Below are 15,733 nucleotides of genomic sequence, written 5' to 3'. Positions count from 1 at the left end.
CAAATTGGACTATATTTCTTCGGTAAAATAAGGTTAAAATATAAGAATCATAGATTTGGGAGGTATCGAGATGTCGCAAGTTTTTGATACGATCGTTCTCGGTGGCGGGATCGGTGGGTACTCCGCGGCCATTCGGGCGTCTCAACTGGGAAAGACGGTGGCGATCGTTGAGCAGGACAAGCTGGGGGGAACGTGCTTGCACCGCGGCTGCATCCCAAGCAAAGCGCTGCTGCGCAGCGCGGAAGTGTACGCGCTCATGAAGGAAAGCGATCGTTTCGGCATTCAAGCCGAAGCCGTCCGGCTCGATTATGCGAAAATATCCGATAGAAAAAATTCAATTGTGGATCAACTGTATCAAGGTCTGCAATTTTTAATGAAAAAAAATAAGATTACGGTTTTTAATGGGAAAGGCCGCATTATCGGACCTTCCATTTTCTCTCCGCGCAGCGGCACCGTTTCCGTGGAGCAGGAAGATGGCGAGATTTTGAATCTTGTTCCGGATAAGCTGATCATCGCCACGGGCTCACGACCGCGTACGCTGCCGGGACTCGAAACGGACGGCGTTACCGTGCTGAACAGCGACGAAGCGCTGCAGCTCGAAGCTTTGCCGGCCTCGGCGATCATTATCGGCGGAGGAGTCATCGGCGTAGAATGGGCATCGATGCTGAGCGACTTCGGGGTCGAGGTGACGATTGTCGAATACGCGCCGAGATTGCTGCCTTCCGAGGATGAAGACGCGTCGCGCGAACTGGAGAAGCTTTTGAAGAAGCGCGGCGTTACGATCTATACGGGTGCGAAGGTGCAGACGGAATCGGTCGTTCGAGGAGCCAAGCAGGTGACCATCAGCATCGAGCAGCGGGAAACTACGCAGGAGCTGACGGCACAGTTGGCGCTCGTATGCGTAGGCCGGCAGGCGAATATCGAAGGCATCGGACTTCAGAATACGGATGTCAAGGTAGAGAACGGCTTCATTAAAGTCAATGAAGACATGCAAACGGCCGAACTTCATATTTACGCCGTCGGCGATTGTATCGGCGGGCTGCAGCTGGCCCATGCCGCTGCGCACGAAGGCATTGCCGCAGCGGAGCACGGGGCAGGACTGCCCACGCATGCTTACGCCCCGCATCAAGTGCCGCGCTGTGTGTATTCGCGTCCGGAGATCGCCAGCATTGGCTATACCGAACGGGAAGCGCGAGAGCAGGGGCGTCAGGTGAAGACAGCGAAGCTGTATTTTCAAGGGCTCGGCAAGGCACGGGTGCTCGGCGAAACGGACGGATTCGTGAAGGTCGTGGCCGACGAGGAAAGCGGCGATATCGTCGGCGTGCATATGATTGGCGCCCACGTGACCGATTACATCGCGGAGGCGGCGCTGGCGCAATTGCTGAATGCAACGCCTTGGGAAGTGGGGCAGACGATTCATCCGCATCCGACATTGTCCGAAATTTTAGGGGAAGCGATGCTTGCCGTTGACGGCAAATCGATCAGTTTTTAACGCGGAAAAATTGTGTTCATATTCCAATCCGTTTATAATATAAATATAGCGTCAAGTATTAGCACCTGGTTATAATAATAGCTGCTGATCGCAGTTGATGACGCCTATATGCATTCGATAACGGAGGAGGCGTTTGCCCCATGTCCATCGGACAAATGACGAGACACCGACAGCTCGGCTTGACGGATCAACAAGTCATCGAGATGTATACATACATGCTGAAAGCGCGCATGTTCGACGAGCGCGGATTTCTGCTGCAGCGCTCCGGGAAAATCGCGTTCCACGTTTCCGGCATCGGTCAAGAGACGGCGCAGGTGGCGGCTGCTTACGCCTTGGAGCGGGGGACGGATTATTTCCTCCCGTATTACCGCGATTACGGCTTCGTGTTAACGGCGGGCATGACGCTGCGGGAGCTGCTGCTGTCCGTCTTCGCCAAAGCCGAGGACCCGAACAGCGGCGGCCGGCAAATGCCGGGGCACTTCAGCCATAAGAAGCTGAACATCGTGACCGGGTCCAGTCCCGTGACGACGCAAGTGCCGCACGCGGTCGGGTTTGCCTTGGCGGCGAAGATGAAACGCAAATCGTTCGTCTCGTTCGTGACATTCGGAGACGGATCGAGCAATCAGGGCGACTTCCATGAAGGCTGCAACTTTGCGGGCGTTAACAAGCTGCCGGTCATCTTCATGTGCGAGAACAACCAATATGCGATTTCCGTGCCGCTGCACAAGCAAACCGCAGGCAGCATTGCGGAACGTGCCGCGGGCTACGGATTCCCCGGCGTCAAGGTGGACGGCCGGGATGCGCTTGAGGTGTACCGCGTCGTGAAAGAAGCGAGGGAGCGGGCGCTGCGCGGCGAAGGGCCGACCTTGATCGAAGCGGTCATGTACCGCATCCCGCCGCATTCGACGTCGGATAACGATCTGCTGTACCGTACCCAGGAAGAAGTGGATATGAACCGGGCGCAGGACGGTTTGCCGAGATTCCGGCAATACTTGGTCGATTGCGGCGTGTGGTCCGAAGAGCAGGAAGCCGCGCTTGCGGAAGAGATTAAGAAAGAGCTGGTCGAAGCGACGAACTATGCCGAGCAGGCGCCTTATCCGCAACCCGAAGATACGCTGCGGCACGTATACGGCGAACAGGGAGGCGAAGCATAATGGCGGTTATTACTTATCTGGAAGCGATCCGGACGGCGATGAAGGAAGAGATGGAGCGCGACGACAACGTGTTCGTGCTCGGCGAAGACGTCGGCAAGGGTGGCGTTATGAACGCGACCAAAGGGCTCCGCGATCAATTCGGCGAAGAGCGGGTGATGGATACCCCGCTGGCCGAATCGGCGATAGCGGGCGTGGCGATCGGCGCGGCCATGTACGGCATGAAGCCGGTTGCGGAGATGCAGTACGCCGACTTCATCTTCCCGGCTACGAACCAGATTATTAGCGAGGCGGCGCTGATTCGTTACCGTTCGAACAACGATTGGAACTGTCCGGTCGTGATCCGGGCACCCTACGGGGCTACGGGCGGGGGCGCGCTGTATCACTCGCAATGTCCCGAGGGCGTGTTCTTCGGCATACCGGGGTTGAAAATCGTTGCCCCGTCCGATCCGTACGATGCGAAGGGTTTATTGAAAGCGGCGATCCGCGATGATGATCCGGTCTTATATTTTGAACATAAGAAGTGTTACCTGGGCATTACGGGTGAAGTGCCGGAGGACGATTATATCGTGCCGATCGGCAAAGCGAAGGTGAAGCGCGAAGGGACCGATATTACGGTCATTTCGTACGGGATTACCGTGCAGTATGCGCTGCGGGCCGCCGAGGAGCTGGCGAAAGAGGGGATCAGCGCGCACGTGCTCGATCTGCGGACGCTGCAGCCGCTCGATAAGGAAGCGGTGCTGGGGGCGGCAAGCCGTACGGGCAAGGTGCTGATTGTGCACGAAGACAACAAGACCGGCGGCGTCGGAGCGGAAGTATCCGCGTTGATCGCCGAAGAGCTGTTGTTCGAGCTCGATGCGCCGATCATGCGGTTATGCGGCCCGGATGTGCCGGCGGTTGGCATGAACCCGCCGATGGAGAAGTTTTTCTTGCTCAATACGGATAAAATCAAAGACGCTATGCGAAAATTGGCCTTGTTCTAGCGCGGAATGGCCGAAATGACGGGCGGCAGGGCTTCGAAGCCAACGGCCGCCGAAGCTTTGGGGGGAAGCAGCATGCAAGAAAATCGGAAGGGGACCGAAGTGACCGTTCCCCATTTGGCGGAAAGCCTGGTCTCGGCGACGGTCGGCAAATGGTTGAAAAAACCGGGCGATTATATCGAGCAATACGATGTGTTGTGCGAATTGATTACGGAGAAGGTAACGGTGGAGATGCCGTCTCCGGTCGAAGGGACGCTCGTCCGGCTGCTTGTGGACAATGGCGCCACGGCGGCTGTCGGTGCGCCGATTTGCATTATTGAGGAGCCAGCGGCAGACGGCGCAGCGGGAAGCGCCGCACCTTCGCAAGGTCAAGCGGCTGTGAGCGCGGCAAGCGCGAGCGGTCCGACCGGCTCGGGGATGAGTGGTCGTTACTCCCCTGCAGTGCTGAAGCTGGCGGGCGAACACCGGATTGACCTGACGCAAGTGCAGGGAACCGGCCTTGGCGGCCGTATTACCCGCAAGGACGTCCAAGCTTTCGCAGTGGCCGGCGGCGCACAAGGCGCGCCGAGGCAGAACGAAAGAACCCCGGCGCCTCCAGCGACAGAGGCCGAAGTGAACCGGGCTGCGGCTGCGGCCGCGGCGATGGACGGCGTCTTCATGGCAACGCCTCCGAAGGTTTCGGTCCGCTCTTCGGGCCTGCATTTATCGGAAAATCCGCCGCTGCCGAACATCGAGGTCGAAGGCCAGAAGCTGAAAGGCCGCGGCGAATATTTAATCGACGTGACGCCGATTCGCAGCGCTATCGCGAGCAAGATGCGGCAAAGCAAGACGGAAATTCCGCACGCCTGGATGATGATCGAGGTAGACGTGACGAATCTCGTCCTGCTGCGCAACAAGCTGAAGGATGAGTTCATGAAACAGGAAGGCATCAACCTGACGTACCTGGCCTTCCTGATAAAAGCTGTCGTCAATGCGATTAAGGACTATCCGATTATCAACTCCGTGTGGGCGACCGATAAAATCATCGTCAAACGCGACATCAACATTTCGCTTGCCGTCGGTACCGAAGATTTCCTCGTGACGCCGGTCATCAAGAAGGCCGATCAGATGAACATCGCCGGCCTCGCCCGCGAGATCGACGGGCTGACCCGCCGGGCGAGAACCGGCAAGCTGTCGCTCGACGAAATGCAAGGCGGTACGTTTACGGTGAACAATACGGGCTCGTTCGGTTCGATCATGTCGTATCCGGTTATCAATTATCCGCAAGCGGCTATCCTATCGTTCGAATCGATCGTCAAGAGGCCCGTGGTCATTCAAGACATGATCGCCGTCCGTTCGATGGTGAACTTATGCTTGTCGCTCGACCACCGTATTTTGGACGGCATCATTTGCGGCCGTTTCCTGCAGCGCGTGAAAGAGAACCTGGAAGGCTACAACCAGGACACGAAAGTGTATTAGGATTTAAAGAAAGCTGCTGATCGTCAGGAGCACGGTGGACAATACCATAGTGATCAAGGTTACATAAATGACGATTTTGAAAATTAACTTATTCTGCAAGCGTCTCAGCTCCTCTTTATGGGAATACTCATCCTAACCATTTTAACTCATTTCGCACAATGGAGGAAAGATATGATACAGCAAAACCGGTTGGTTGCGGAGTTTTTGGAATTGGTGCAAATCGACAGCGAGACGCGGCATGAGCAGGAAATCAGCAAGGTGCTGAAGCAAAAGTTTACCTCTTACGGGTTGACCGTGAAGGAAGACGACTCGGCGGCCAAGACCGGCCACGGCTCGAATAACTTGTTCTTTACACTGGCTGCGACTTCGAGCAAGCCTCTGCCGAAGCTGTTCTTCACTTCTCATATGGATACGGTGACGCCAGGTCGAGGCATTAAGCCGCAAATCGGGGAAGACGGCTACATCCGGAGCGACGGGACGACGATCCTCGGAGCCGACGATAAAGCCGGACTGGCCGCAATGCTGGAGACGATTCGCGTGCTGAAAGAGAACAGCATCGAGCACGGGCAAATCCAGTTTGCTATTACGGCGGGCGAAGAGGCGGGGCTTAAAGGCTCGCGCGCTATGGATCCGAAGTACCTGGATGCGGATTTCGGCTACGCGCTGGATTCGAACGGGACGATCGGCGATATCGCGGTAGCGGCGCCGACGCAGGCGAAAATTAACATCACCTTTTGGGGCCGTTCGGCGCATGCGGGCGTGAACCCGGAGGACGGGGTGAGCGCGATTACGGTCGCAAGCAAAGCCATTTCGCGTATGAAGCTCGGCCGTATCGATAAAGAAACGACCGCGAACATCGGCCGTTTCGAGGGCGGTGTTGAGGGCGCAACGAATATCGTCGTTGAGCGGGTGAAGCTGGAGGCGGAAGCGCGAAGCTTAACGCAGGAGCGGATGAACGAGCAGGTCGAGAGCATGCGCGCCGCCTGCCAAAGCGCCGCCGACGAGATGGGCGCGAAGCTCGATTTCCAGAGCGAGGTCATCTATCCCGCGTACAAGTATGACGAAACGGCGCCGGTCGTGAAGCTTGCCATGTCGGCGTTGTCCAAAGTCGGCTGCACGCCGAGAACGTTTCATTCCGGCGGCGGCAGCGACGCCAACGTGTTCAACGGCTTCGGCATTCCGACCGTGAACCTGGCCGTCGGCTACCTGGACATTCATACGACGAAGGAACGCATCGCGATCAGCGATTTGGTCAAAACGACCGAGGCGGTCGTCGCCATCGTACGGGAAGTGGCCGGCCGCGGTTAGCAGGGATAAGGGAAGCCTGGAACGGACTGCTCGTTCAGTAGATGAAAATACATGAAATCGCCGCATACCTCGGTATGACGGCGATTTTTTTTGCTGCCGGTGAACAGGCCGATGGGATGAGATTATCGCGCTTTGCCAACGAGCGTGAGGTTCGTAGACAGATTGGACCATCGGCGGGCTTTCAGGCTCCGTTTACGACCCGGCTTCACGACGTTCCCGCCGAGAAATTCGTGCAGCGTCGCCGATGTGCCGGAGCGTTCCAGCAACGCTTTCAAGTAACGCCGAATTTCCCAGCCTTTACCCACAAGTCGAAGGTGCCCGTCTGCCGCATATATTTTCATAGAGATTCACCTGGCTTTCATAGTTTTATAGTACAACCTATGCGAAGCTTTCAGCGAATATGACCGGGTCTTTTTTGACCGGAGGAGCTAACATGGGGTACATTGGACGTATGCAAATCATTACCCTGAATGAAAAGAGAGGAATCGATCCGATGACATCATCCTTCCCCAAAAAATTTGAAGAAGTCACCCTGTCCACCAAGCCGATTTTCCAAGGAAAAATCATCTCGCTGCAGGTCGATACGGTACGGCTGCCGGACGGCGGCGAATCGACGCGTGAAATCGTCAGGCACCCCGGGGCGGTAGCCGTACTCGCCATTACGCCGGACGATCGCATGGTCGTCGTTGAGCAGTACCGCAAGCCGCTGGAGAAGAGCCAGGTGGAAATACCGGCCGGCAAGCTGGACGGCGGCGAGGACCCGCTGACGGCGGCGGGACGCGAACTGGAGGAAGAAACGGGTTATACCGCAGGCTCGCTTCGACATGTAGCATCCTTCTACACGTCGCCCGGTTTTGCCGACGAAATCCTGCATCTGTACGTGGCGGAGCAGCTCGTGACCGGAGAAGCCAAGCCGGACGAGGACGAGTTCCTTGAGATGGAGGCGATTACGCTGGAGGAAGCACAGCAATATATCCGCGAGGGGCGAATCAGCGACGCCAAGACGATATTGGCCGTTTACGCTTGGCATTTGTACAAGCTGACCGGGAAGTTTCAATAAGATGAGCCTGAACGCGTACTACGCCGATCTTCATATTCACATCGGCAGGACGGAAGCCGGTCAAGCAGTAAAGATCAGCGCGGCGAACAACCTGACTTTCTATAACATCGCACGCGAGGCGTCGGCTCGCAAAGGCATGGATGTGGTCGGCATCATCGATTGCCACTCGCCGGGGGTGCAGGCGGAGATGCTGCATTATCTGGACAAAGGGGATATGGAAGAGCTGAAGGAAGGCGGCATTCGTTACCATCAGACGACGATTCTGCTGGGCTGCGAGCTGGAGGTGCGGGATCCCGGGATGAAAGCCGCTCATCTGATCGCTTACTTTCCCGCCCTGTCGGACATGCAGGCGTTCACCGCCTGGCTGCGCAAGCATATGAAGAACGTGCAGCTCAGCTCGCAGCGCCTCTACGTTCCCGCCCGGGAGCTGCAGCGGGAAGTGATCGACCGCGGCGGGCTGCTCGTGCCGGCACACATTTTCACCCCGCACAAAAGCGTCTACGGCAGCTGCTGCGCGCGTCTGAACGAGCTGCTCGACCCGGACGGCATTGCCGCCGTCGAGCTTGGGCTGAGCGCCGACACGACGATGGCGGCTCACATCGGGGAACTCGACCGGTACACGTTCCTGACGAACTCGGACGCGCATTCCTTACCCAAGATCGGCCGGGAGTACAACAAGCTTCAGCTTGCGGAGCCTACGTTCACGGAGTTTCGGCAGGCTCTTGAAGGCTTGAACGGCCGCCGGGTGCTGGCCAATTACGGGCTGAATCCCCGGCTCGGGAAATATCACCGGACTTACTGCGGCAGCTGCGAGTCGATCATCGACGAGCGGGGTGAGTCTGTGGTCGAGCGCTGCATCTATTGCGGCAGCACGAAGATCGTTCGCGGCGTTATGGACCGAATACTTGCGATCGCGGACCGTGAAACGCCCCTTGTACCGTCCGGCCGTCCGCCCTATATCTACCAAGTGCCGCTTGAATACATCCCTGGACTCGGCCCCAAGACGCTCGCCAAGCTTCTTGACCGGTTCGGGACGGAGATGAACATGCTGCACCGCACCTCCTACCAAGAGCTGGCCGAAGCGGCCGGCGAATCGATCGCCGGCTATTTGCTTGCAGCCCGGACCGGAGAGCTTGAGCTCGAGACGGGCGGCGGCGGGAAATACGGCAAAGTAAAAACCGAATGAACGGCATAAAGCCCTTCCTTTGCGCATAGGTTGTACTATTCGGACAAGGGGGGCTTGGCAGCATGACGCGGAATCGCTCGCTCGAGCACTATATGAAGGAACATTTGTCGCTCTACATTTTCGTTGGCGTCATATTTGTAACCGGGGTTGTGTTCGGCGCCGTCATGGTGAACGCGCTGTCGCTGGAGCAGAAGCAGGAGATTACGCGATATTTAAGCAACTTTTTCTCGATCGTGGATCAAGGGATGCTGGTCGGCGAAGCGCCGAACTCGTTCAGAGAGACACTGTCTTTGCATATGAAGTGGGTGCTGATCATCTGGCTGCTGGGCATGTCGGTCATCGGGCTGCCGCTGATCCTCATCCTGGACTTCCTGAAGGGCGTATTGATCGGCTTCACCGTCGGGTATATGGTCGGTACCCTGTCGTGGCACGGACTGCTGTTCGCGCTCGTCTCCGTCGTTCCGCAAAACCTGATCGTCATTCCGGTCCTTATCGTATGCAGCGTAACCGCGATCGCGTTCTCCGTTCGTCTGGTGAAGAACCGGTTCATTCAGAAAAAAGGGGCGCTGTTCGAGCCGCTGCTGCGCTTCACCAGCGTTGCTGCGGCATCCGGGGTGCTGATGGTCGGCGTTGCACTGTTCGAGGCCTATCTGTCACCGGCTATGATGCAGTGGGTCACTCCGATGCTCGTGACGGTGGGTGCGGGCTAAAAGACGTTTGACTTTCCTGTATTTCTCCTCCTATAATGTAAGCATAACGTTATCATTAGCGAATCCGCGCCATTGGAAGGCAGCCTAAGCGGATTGATGGCAGCCGTAGGGGGAGGAGCATGGAATCTCGCATTGAAAAAATCAAACAACAACTGCAATCGCAGGGCTATAAATTGACACCTCAACGCGAAGCGACGGTACGGGTTTTACTTGAGAACGAAGAGGATCATCTAAGCGCCGAGGATGTCTTTATGCTCGTCAAAGATAAAGCTCCCGAGATCGGTCTTGCCACCGTTTACCGCACGTTGGAGTTGCTCAGCGAATTGCATGTCGTGGAGAAAATGAACTTCGGGGACGGAGTTGCCCGTTACGATCTGCGCAATGAAAGCACTCATCATCATCATCACCATTTGATTTGCGTGCAATGCGGAACGGTGGACGAGATTATGGAAGACTGGCTCGGGGAGCTGGAAGAGCGGCTTGAGCGGGATTACGGCTTCCAGGTGCTGGATCACCGGCTTGACTTTCAAGGTATTTGTCACCGGTGCAAGGGCAAAAACAAATCGTAAACAAACAAACCTTCGGCTTGATTATCAGCAAGCGGAGGTTTTTTTGCATGCTTGTTTCATGAATATGCGATCTTTGGCACACGCTAAACCTGGGATAGACCAATGCGGGAGGCGATGGAGATGATCATCGGAGTTCCGAAAGAGATAAAAAATAACGAAAACCGGGTCGCCCTGACGCCCGGAGGGGCGGCGATGCTGACGGCAAACGGCCATCAAGTGTTGATAGAAGCGGGCGCAGGCGCAGGGAGCGGCTTCTCGGACGACGATTACGCCAAGGAAGGAGCCGAGATCGTTCCGGAGACGGCGGACGTCTGGGGTCGCGCCGATATGATCATGAAGGTCAAGGAACCGCTTCCGAGTGAGTTCGGGTATTTCCGCGAAGGCTTAACGCTGTTCACGTACTTGCATTTGGCGGCCGAGCCTCGCTTGACGGAGGCGCTCGTCCAAAGCAAAATGACGTCGATCGCTTACGAAACCATCCAACTGCCGAACGGCGGCTTACCGCTGCTGACCCCGATGAGCGAAGTGGCCGGACGCATGTCGGTGCAGGTCGGCGCGCAATTTTTGGAGCAGTTTTACGGCGGCAGGGGCATCCTGCTCGGCGGCGTGCCGGGCGTGCCGCCGGCGGATGTGATCATACTGGGTGGCGGCATCGTCGGCACGAACGCCGCCAAAATTGCGCTCGGGATGGGAGCGAACGTCGTTGTGATCGAACGGAGCGCGGAACGTCTGCGCTACTTGGATGACGTCTTCCACGGCCGCATCCGGACGCTGATGTCGAACCCTTACCATATTGCCAATGCCGTCCAGAAAGCCGATTTGTTGATCGGCGCCGTCTTGATACCTGGCGCGAAGGCGCCGAAGCTTGTGACGGAAGACATGGTCAGAACGATGAAGCCCGGCGCTGTTATCGTCGATGTGGCTGTCGATCAGGGCGGATCGATCGCGACGGTGGACCGGGTGACGACACATAGCGAGCCGACCTACGAGAAGCACGGCGTGATCCACTACGCAGTCGCGAATATGCCGGGAGCGGTGCCGCGGACGTCGACGCTGGCGCTGACCAACGTGACGATTGCCTATGCGATGGAGATCGCCACCAAAGGCGTCATGCGCGCCCTCTACGCCAATCCGCCGCTTAAGCATGGCGTAAACACCTATCAGGGGCATGTGACCTATGCGGCGGTGGCCGAAGCCGTAGGCCTGCCTTATACCGGGCTGGACGCGCTGCTGCCGATCAGTTAAGCGAGTGGCCCGTTTCGGCCGCCGGTTCGACATAAATGACGACGAAAGATCATAGCCTACTCTTAGGAGGCGTCTTTCGGCTTGCGAAGCCGGACAACCGTCTTCAGAAGGAGGGAACGCTGTGATCTTTCATTTTCGTATCGGCAAGTGGATCGAGCGGCTGCGCTTCGGGCTGCTTTTTGTCGTGTTTACGTTTGCGCTGTATCATCTGCTGCTGATCGTCACGCAGGTGATGGAGCCTATGCCGAAATACAAGGAGCCCGTAGGACGAGCGGTCAAGGTGTTTCAAAGCGACTCCGCGGTTGCCGTCAAGCCGGAGGGCATGGGGGACAGATTGAAGCTTTTTTATTGGATCGGTGAATAAAGGCAGGAAAACGCCCCTTTTGCGTTGAAATTAGTAACAATCGCCATTGGTGCACGAGGATAAACGGCCACGCCGTCCTTGTATGAATAAGGACAAAGCGTTTGTCAAGGTTGATACGCCGTATAAGCCCGTACTTATGCGTCCTTATCAACACATAAAAGGGGATTTGCAGGCATGAGAGAGCAATTGCAGTCATTCATTCGTTTTTTGTGCGACGAGCGGGGACTGGCGCCCAACACGCTGGATTCATACGAGCGCGACATTATGCAGTACCTGGACTATTTGGAAGAGTCCGGGATCGGTTCGCTTGCCGAAACCGGCAAGACGAACTTATCCGGCTATATGCTGCGCTTAAAGCAAAAAGGGAGAGCCGCCGCAACGCAAACCCGCAGCATTATTTCGATTCGCGCCTTCTATCAATTTTTGGTGCGGGAACGGCGCATCGACCACGATCCTTCGCTCCATCTGGAGACGCCGAAGCTGGAGAAAAGGGTGCCTAAAGTGTTGACGGTGCAGGAGATCGGCAGGCTGCTCGATGCTCCGCAAACGGGCTCCCCGAGCGGGATGCGCGATAAGGCGATGCTGGAGGTGCTGTATGCGACGGGAATCCGCGTTTCCGAGCTGATTTCGCTGGATGTGGCCAGCGTGAATCCGGGCTTGGGTTTCATCCGCTGCGTCGGTACAAGCAAGGAACGGATCGTTCCGCTCGGCCGCATCGCCTCCGATTATGTTCAGGCTTATATCGACTCGATGCGGCCGAAGCTGCTGAAGCCGTCCAAAGTCGAAGAGGCGCTGTTCATCAGTCACCTCGGAAGCCGTATGACCCGGCAAGGGTTCTGGAAAATTATGAAGCGTTACGCGCAGGAAGCGGGGATCGAGCAGGAAATAACGCCTCATACGCTGCGTCATTCCTTTGCAACCCATCTGCTGGAGAACGGGGCCGATCTTCGCTCCGTGCAAGAAATGCTCGGGCACGCCGACATCTCGTCCACCCAAATTTACGCGCAAGTGACGCGGGGGAAGATGAAAGAAGTTTACGACCGGACGCATCCCAGAGCGAAAATCGAATCCTGATCGTCACCCGTTCTCTCAGACCGAAGAACGGGTTTCTTGTCGGTTTCGCGCTTTGCAAAGGCAGCAGCGTTTTGCGATAATAGCCGTAGGCTTGTAGCGATACTGGGAGGTGCTGCCATTGACATTCAAACGGATTTGCCTAATCGTACTCGATAGCGTCGGCATAGGAGAACTGCCTGATGCGCCGCGGTTTCAAGATAGCGGTGCACATACGCTCGGCCATATCGCGGAGCGGGTTCCCACATTACACCTGCCGCATATGCGCAAGCTCGGACTCGGCAATATCGCCGAACTTACCGGCATAGAGCCAACCCATACGCCGCAAGGCTATTTCGGCAAAATGGCCGAGGTGTCCGTCGGCAAAGATACGATGACCGGTCATTGGGAAATTATGGGATTGAAAGTCGACATTCCGTTCAACGTCTTTCCGGACGGATTCCCTCCCGAATTGATCGAACGATTCGAGCAGGAAACCGGCCGTAAGGTGATCGGCAACAAGCCGGCCTCCGGCACGGAAATATTGGACGAGCTTGGCGCCGAGCAAATGGAAACCGGCGCTTGGATCGTTTACACGTCGGCGGACAGCGTCTTCCAGCTTGCCGCTCACGAAGAGGTTATCCCGCTGGACGAGCTGTATCGCGCTTGCGAGATCGCCCGCCGCCTTACGCTGGAAGATCCATATGCCGTCGGACGCGTCATCGCCCGTCCGTACATCGGCGAGCCCGGCGCGTTCAAACGTACGCCGAACCGGCACGACTATGCGGTGAAGCCGCCGGCGCCGACGGTTATGAACCGGCTGAAGGAAGCCGGGCTCGACGTGATCGCCGTCGGTAAAATCAACGATATATACTCGGGTGAGGGCGTGACGTCCGCGCAGTCGACGAAGAGCAATCTCGACGGCATCCAGAAGACGATCGAACGTTTGCTGGAGCCGTTCCGAGGCTTGTTATTTACGAACCTGGTCGATTTCGATTCGTTGTACGGACACCGGCGCGATCCGATCGGTTATGCGAGCGCGCTGAACGAATTCGACGAATGGCTGCCAAGGATTATGGAGCAAATCGGGGAAGAGGATCTGCTCATCCTGACGGCGGATCACGGGAACGATCCGATTCATCCCGGTACGGATCATACGCGGGAATACGTGCCGTTGCTGGTGTACAGTCCGGCGTTCAAGCAGCCGGATTCGCTCGGCGTGCGCGCTACGTTCGCCGATGTCGGCGCAACGGTCGCCGATAACTTCGGGGTACCGCTGACAGGGAACGGACAAAGCTTCTTGCAACAGCTGCGTTGATTCAAAAACAGGGTTATTTATGAAGGGAGCCGATTCATCGTGCAACAAATACCTTTGCTGCAAAATATTAAAGAGGCCGCGGCTTACATCCGCGAGAAATACCCGGTGACGCCCGAGGTCGCCCTTATTCTCGGTTCGGGTCTCGGCGTATTGGCCGATCTTGTCGAGGATGCGGTTACGATCCCGTATGAAGAAATCCCGAATTTTCCGGTGTCTACGGTGGAAGGACATGCCGGGGAGCTGCTGCTGGGCACGATCGGCGGACGGCATGTACTGCTCATGAAGGGCCGGTTTCATATGTACGAAGGATACGGTGTGGACACCGTATCGTTCCCGGTGCGCGTCATGAAGGAGCTCGGCGTGCAGAAGCTGCTTGTCACGAATGCGGCGGGGGGCGTGAACACGTCTTATAGCCCGGGCGACTTGATGATCATTCGCGATCATATCAACTTCACGTTCCGCAACCCGCTGATCGGACCGAACTTCGGGGAGCTTGGCGTTCGGTTCCCGGATATGTCCGAGGCGTACAGCCGCAGACTTCGCGAAGTGGCGAAGAGCGTTGCCGCCGAGCAGGGGCTTACGCTGCAGGAGGGCGTATACCTCGGCCTGCTTGGCCCTTCCTATGAGACGCCGGCTGAAATTCGCATGATCCGGACGCTCGGCGGAGACGCCGTCGGCATGTCGACGGTGTCGGAAGTGCTGGTGGCGCGTCATGCAGGCATTGAGGTGCTGGGTTTCTCATGCATCAGCAACATGGCCGCAGGCATTCTCGACCAGCCGCTGTCGCACGAAGAAGTAATCGAAACGACGGAACGCGTAAAACAAACCTTTTTGAAGCTGATCATGGGCATTATCCCGAAGATGTGAGTTCCGGTTAGGCTCGCGACAAAATTCGAAAAGGAGTGGAGAGCATGGACTCGGATTATGTTCAGCACATTCAGGAAGCCGTACAATGGATCAGCGATCAAATCGATCGGCGTCCGCTTGATATCGGGATGGTGTTAGGTTCCGGGCTAGGGGATTTGGCGCATCAGGTCGAGCATCCGGTGACGATTCCATATGACCGGATTCCGCATTTCCCGGTATCGACCGTGGAAGGTCATGCCGGTCAATTCGTGATCGGTCAATTGGAAGGAAAATCGGTCATCGTCATGCAGGGCCGTTTTCATTATTACGAAGGCTATTCGATGAAGAAGGTCGTTTTCCCGATCTATGTGATGAAGCAGCTCGGCGTGCGATCGCTGATTATCACGAATGCGGCGGGGGGAATGAACCGTGAGTTCGCGGCGGGGGATTTGATGCTGATTTCCGATCACTTAAATATGACGGGTGATAATCCGTTAATCGGCATCCATCACCCGGAGCTGGGGGTTCGCTTCCCCGACATGTCGCAAGCCTATAACCGCGAATACCGCCAGCTCGCTAAACGTATCGGCGAGCAGTTGAGCGCGGAGCGGGGCGAGCCGATACGGCTGCAGGAAGGCGTATACGCCGGCATCAGCGGACCGAACTATTTGCCCCCTGCCGAGTTAACGATGCTCGCGAAGCTCGGAGGCGACGCGATCGGCATGTCGACCGTCGGCGAAGTGATCGCGGCCAGTCACGCGGGGTTGCGCGTGCTCGGCATCTCGTGCATCACCGACATGGCGATCGGCGAGGAGCTGGAGCCGTTGACGCATGAGCAGGTAGTAGCCGTGGCCAACCGGACGAAGCCGGTGTTCATTGAACTGGTGAAGCGGTTTGTAAAAGAAGTCGAGCTGTCTTAAGCCGCGCTAACGAATTCAGCACATAGGACAAAAAACACCCGATTCCTGCGATACTGCGGGAATCGGGTGTTTGTCG

The 15,733-nt window shown here is 56.8% G+C and carries 17 protein-coding genes; 15 read left to right on the top strand and 2 right to left on the bottom strand.

From position 1 onward, the window contains the following. Nucleotides 1-70: 70 nt before the first annotated feature. The 4 genes from lpdA to FKP33_RS03950 all read left to right on the top strand — a co-directional run bounded on the left by lpdA (nucleotide 71) and on the right by FKP33_RS03950 (nucleotide 5,081). Complete coding sequence (lpdA, locus tag FKP33_RS03965) at nucleotides 71-1,492, top strand: dihydrolipoyl dehydrogenase (RefSeq protein WP_127605465.1); 1,422 nt, start codon at nucleotides 71-73, stop codon at nucleotides 1,490-1,492. Between the two features lie 140 nt (nucleotides 1,493-1,632). Continuing rightward, complete coding sequence (locus tag FKP33_RS03960; RefSeq protein ID WP_127605463.1) at nucleotides 1,633-2,646, top strand: thiamine pyrophosphate-dependent dehydrogenase E1 component subunit alpha; 1,014 nt, start codon at nucleotides 1,633-1,635, stop codon at nucleotides 2,644-2,646. Then, a complete protein-coding gene (locus FKP33_RS03955; protein WP_127605461.1) occupies nucleotides 2,646-3,626 on the top strand; it encodes an alpha-ketoacid dehydrogenase subunit beta in 981 nt (326 codons plus the stop codon). The genes FKP33_RS03960 and FKP33_RS03955 overlap by 1 nt, the downstream gene beginning before the upstream one ends. Nucleotides 3,627-3,698: 72 nt before the next feature. Then, nucleotides 3,699-5,081: a dihydrolipoamide acetyltransferase family protein gene (locus tag FKP33_RS03950; RefSeq protein WP_127605459.1), complete on the top strand. Its 1,383-nt coding sequence runs from the start codon at nucleotides 3,699-3,701 to the stop codon at nucleotides 5,079-5,081. 3 nt (nucleotides 5,082-5,084) lie between these two features. On the opposite strand, the gene prli42 is transcribed toward FKP33_RS03950, so the two are convergent. Then, nucleotides 5,085-5,180: a stressosome-associated protein Prli42 gene (prli42, locus tag FKP33_RS26960; protein WP_155614814.1), complete on the bottom strand. Its 96-nt coding sequence runs from the start codon at nucleotides 5,178-5,180 to the stop codon at nucleotides 5,085-5,087. A gap of 72 nt (nucleotides 5,181-5,252) precedes the next feature. Between prli42 and FKP33_RS03945 the strand changes: the two genes are divergently transcribed. Continuing rightward, nucleotides 5,253-6,389 carry a M20/M25/M40 family metallo-hydrolase gene (locus FKP33_RS03945; RefSeq protein ID WP_127605457.1) on the top strand — a complete coding sequence of 379 codons (1,137 nt, stop codon included), beginning with the start codon at nucleotides 5,253-5,255 and terminating at the stop codon, nucleotides 6,387-6,389. Between the two features lie 122 nt (nucleotides 6,390-6,511). On the opposite strand, the gene mciZ is transcribed toward FKP33_RS03945, so the two are convergent. Further along, a complete protein-coding gene (gene mciZ, locus FKP33_RS03940) occupies nucleotides 6,512-6,730 on the bottom strand; it encodes a Z-ring formation inhibitor MciZ (RefSeq protein WP_141333978.1) in 219 nt (72 codons plus the stop codon). A 152-nt stretch (nucleotides 6,731-6,882) separates the two neighbouring features. Here mciZ and FKP33_RS03935 point away from each other — a divergent pair, with 152 nt between their 5' ends. The 10 genes from FKP33_RS03935 to FKP33_RS03890 all read left to right on the top strand — a co-directional run bounded on the left by FKP33_RS03935 (nucleotide 6,883) and on the right by FKP33_RS03890 (nucleotide 15,657). Continuing rightward, complete coding sequence (locus FKP33_RS03935; RefSeq protein ID WP_127605709.1) at nucleotides 6,883-7,449, top strand: NUDIX hydrolase; 567 nt, start codon at nucleotides 6,883-6,885, stop codon at nucleotides 7,447-7,449. Nucleotide 7,450: 1 nt separating this feature from the next. Next, nucleotides 7,451-8,635 (top strand): endonuclease Q family protein, encoded by a 1,185-nt coding sequence (locus FKP33_RS03930; protein WP_141333977.1) that lies wholly within the window; start codon nucleotides 7,451-7,453, stop codon nucleotides 8,633-8,635. A gap of 62 nt (nucleotides 8,636-8,697) precedes the next feature. Next, the gene (gene spoIIM / locus FKP33_RS03925) at nucleotides 8,698-9,345 is read left to right on the top strand and encodes a stage II sporulation protein M (protein WP_127605451.1); all 648 of its coding nucleotides are present in this window, start codon (nucleotides 8,698-8,700) and stop codon (nucleotides 9,343-9,345) included. 119 nt (nucleotides 9,346-9,464) lie between these two features. Further along, nucleotides 9,465-9,914: a ferric iron uptake transcriptional regulator gene (gene fur, locus FKP33_RS03920; RefSeq protein ID WP_127605449.1), complete on the top strand. Its 450-nt coding sequence runs from the start codon at nucleotides 9,465-9,467 to the stop codon at nucleotides 9,912-9,914. Between the two features lie 120 nt (nucleotides 9,915-10,034). Next, on the top strand, nucleotides 10,035-11,159 hold the full coding sequence (gene ald / locus FKP33_RS03915; RefSeq protein WP_127605447.1) for an alanine dehydrogenase: 1,125 nt from the start codon (nucleotides 10,035-10,037) through the stop codon (nucleotides 11,157-11,159). 121 nt (nucleotides 11,160-11,280) lie between these two features. Then, on the top strand, nucleotides 11,281-11,523 hold the full coding sequence (locus FKP33_RS03910; protein ID WP_127605444.1) for a DUF4227 family protein: 243 nt from the start codon (nucleotides 11,281-11,283) through the stop codon (nucleotides 11,521-11,523). 174 nt (nucleotides 11,524-11,697) lie between these two features. Next, nucleotides 11,698-12,597: a site-specific tyrosine recombinase XerD gene (xerD, locus tag FKP33_RS03905; RefSeq protein ID WP_127605442.1), complete on the top strand. Its 900-nt coding sequence runs from the start codon at nucleotides 11,698-11,700 to the stop codon at nucleotides 12,595-12,597. A gap of 118 nt (nucleotides 12,598-12,715) precedes the next feature. Next, nucleotides 12,716-13,891 carry a phosphopentomutase gene (deoB, locus tag FKP33_RS03900; protein WP_127605440.1) on the top strand — a complete coding sequence of 392 codons (1,176 nt, stop codon included), beginning with the start codon at nucleotides 12,716-12,718 and terminating at the stop codon, nucleotides 13,889-13,891. 39 nt (nucleotides 13,892-13,930) lie between these two features. After that, nucleotides 13,931-14,758 (top strand): purine-nucleoside phosphorylase, encoded by an 828-nt coding sequence (locus tag FKP33_RS03895; RefSeq protein ID WP_127605438.1) that lies wholly within the window; start codon nucleotides 13,931-13,933, stop codon nucleotides 14,756-14,758. A gap of 44 nt (nucleotides 14,759-14,802) precedes the next feature. Beyond that, on the top strand, nucleotides 14,803-15,657 hold the full coding sequence (locus tag FKP33_RS03890; protein WP_127605436.1) for a purine-nucleoside phosphorylase: 855 nt from the start codon (nucleotides 14,803-14,805) through the stop codon (nucleotides 15,655-15,657). The last annotated feature ends 76 nt before the right edge of the window (nucleotides 15,658-15,733 follow it).

It is taken from the genome of Paenibacillus sp. tmac-D7, from assembly GCF_006519665.1.
Taxonomy (GTDB): Bacteria; Bacillota; Bacilli; order Paenibacillales; family NBRC-103111; genus Paenibacillus_G; species Paenibacillus_G validus.
This window is presented reverse-complemented; position numbering and strand designations above follow the sequence as displayed.

Bases quoted from the DNA above. Each gene is read 5' to 3' on its own strand.
- FKP33_RS03935 (WP_127605709.1), top strand. From the start codon at position 6,883: ATGACATCATCCTTCCCCAAAAAATTTGAAGAAGTCACCCTGTCCACC.
- ald (WP_127605447.1), top strand. From the start codon at position 10,035: ATGATCATCGGAGTTCCGAAAGAGATAAAAAATAACGAAAACCGGGTC.
- FKP33_RS03960 (WP_127605463.1), top strand. From the start codon at position 1,633: ATGTCCATCGGACAAATGACGAGACACCGACAGCTCGGCTTGACGGAT.
- fur (WP_127605449.1), top strand. From the start codon at position 9,465: ATGGAATCTCGCATTGAAAAAATCAAACAACAACTGCAATCGCAGGGC.
- spoIIM (WP_127605451.1), top strand. From the start codon at position 8,698: ATGACGCGGAATCGCTCGCTCGAGCACTATATGAAGGAACATTTGTCG.
- FKP33_RS03955 (WP_127605461.1), top strand. From the start codon at position 2,646: ATGGCGGTTATTACTTATCTGGAAGCGATCCGGACGGCGATGAAGGAA.
- mciZ (WP_141333978.1), bottom strand. From the start codon at position 6,730: ATGAAAATATATGCGGCAGACGGGCACCTTCGACTTGTGGGTAAAGGC.
- FKP33_RS03950 (WP_127605459.1), top strand. From the start codon at position 3,699: ATGCAAGAAAATCGGAAGGGGACCGAAGTGACCGTTCCCCATTTGGCG.
- FKP33_RS03930 (WP_141333977.1), top strand. From the start codon at position 7,451: ATGAGCCTGAACGCGTACTACGCCGATCTTCATATTCACATCGGCAGG.
- FKP33_RS03890 (WP_127605436.1), top strand. From the start codon at position 14,803: ATGGACTCGGATTATGTTCAGCACATTCAGGAAGCCGTACAATGGATC.
- FKP33_RS03945 (WP_127605457.1), top strand. From the start codon at position 5,253: ATGATACAGCAAAACCGGTTGGTTGCGGAGTTTTTGGAATTGGTGCAA.
- xerD (WP_127605442.1), top strand. From the start codon at position 11,698: ATGAGAGAGCAATTGCAGTCATTCATTCGTTTTTTGTGCGACGAGCGG.
- lpdA (WP_127605465.1), top strand. From the start codon at position 71: ATGTCGCAAGTTTTTGATACGATCGTTCTCGGTGGCGGGATCGGTGGG.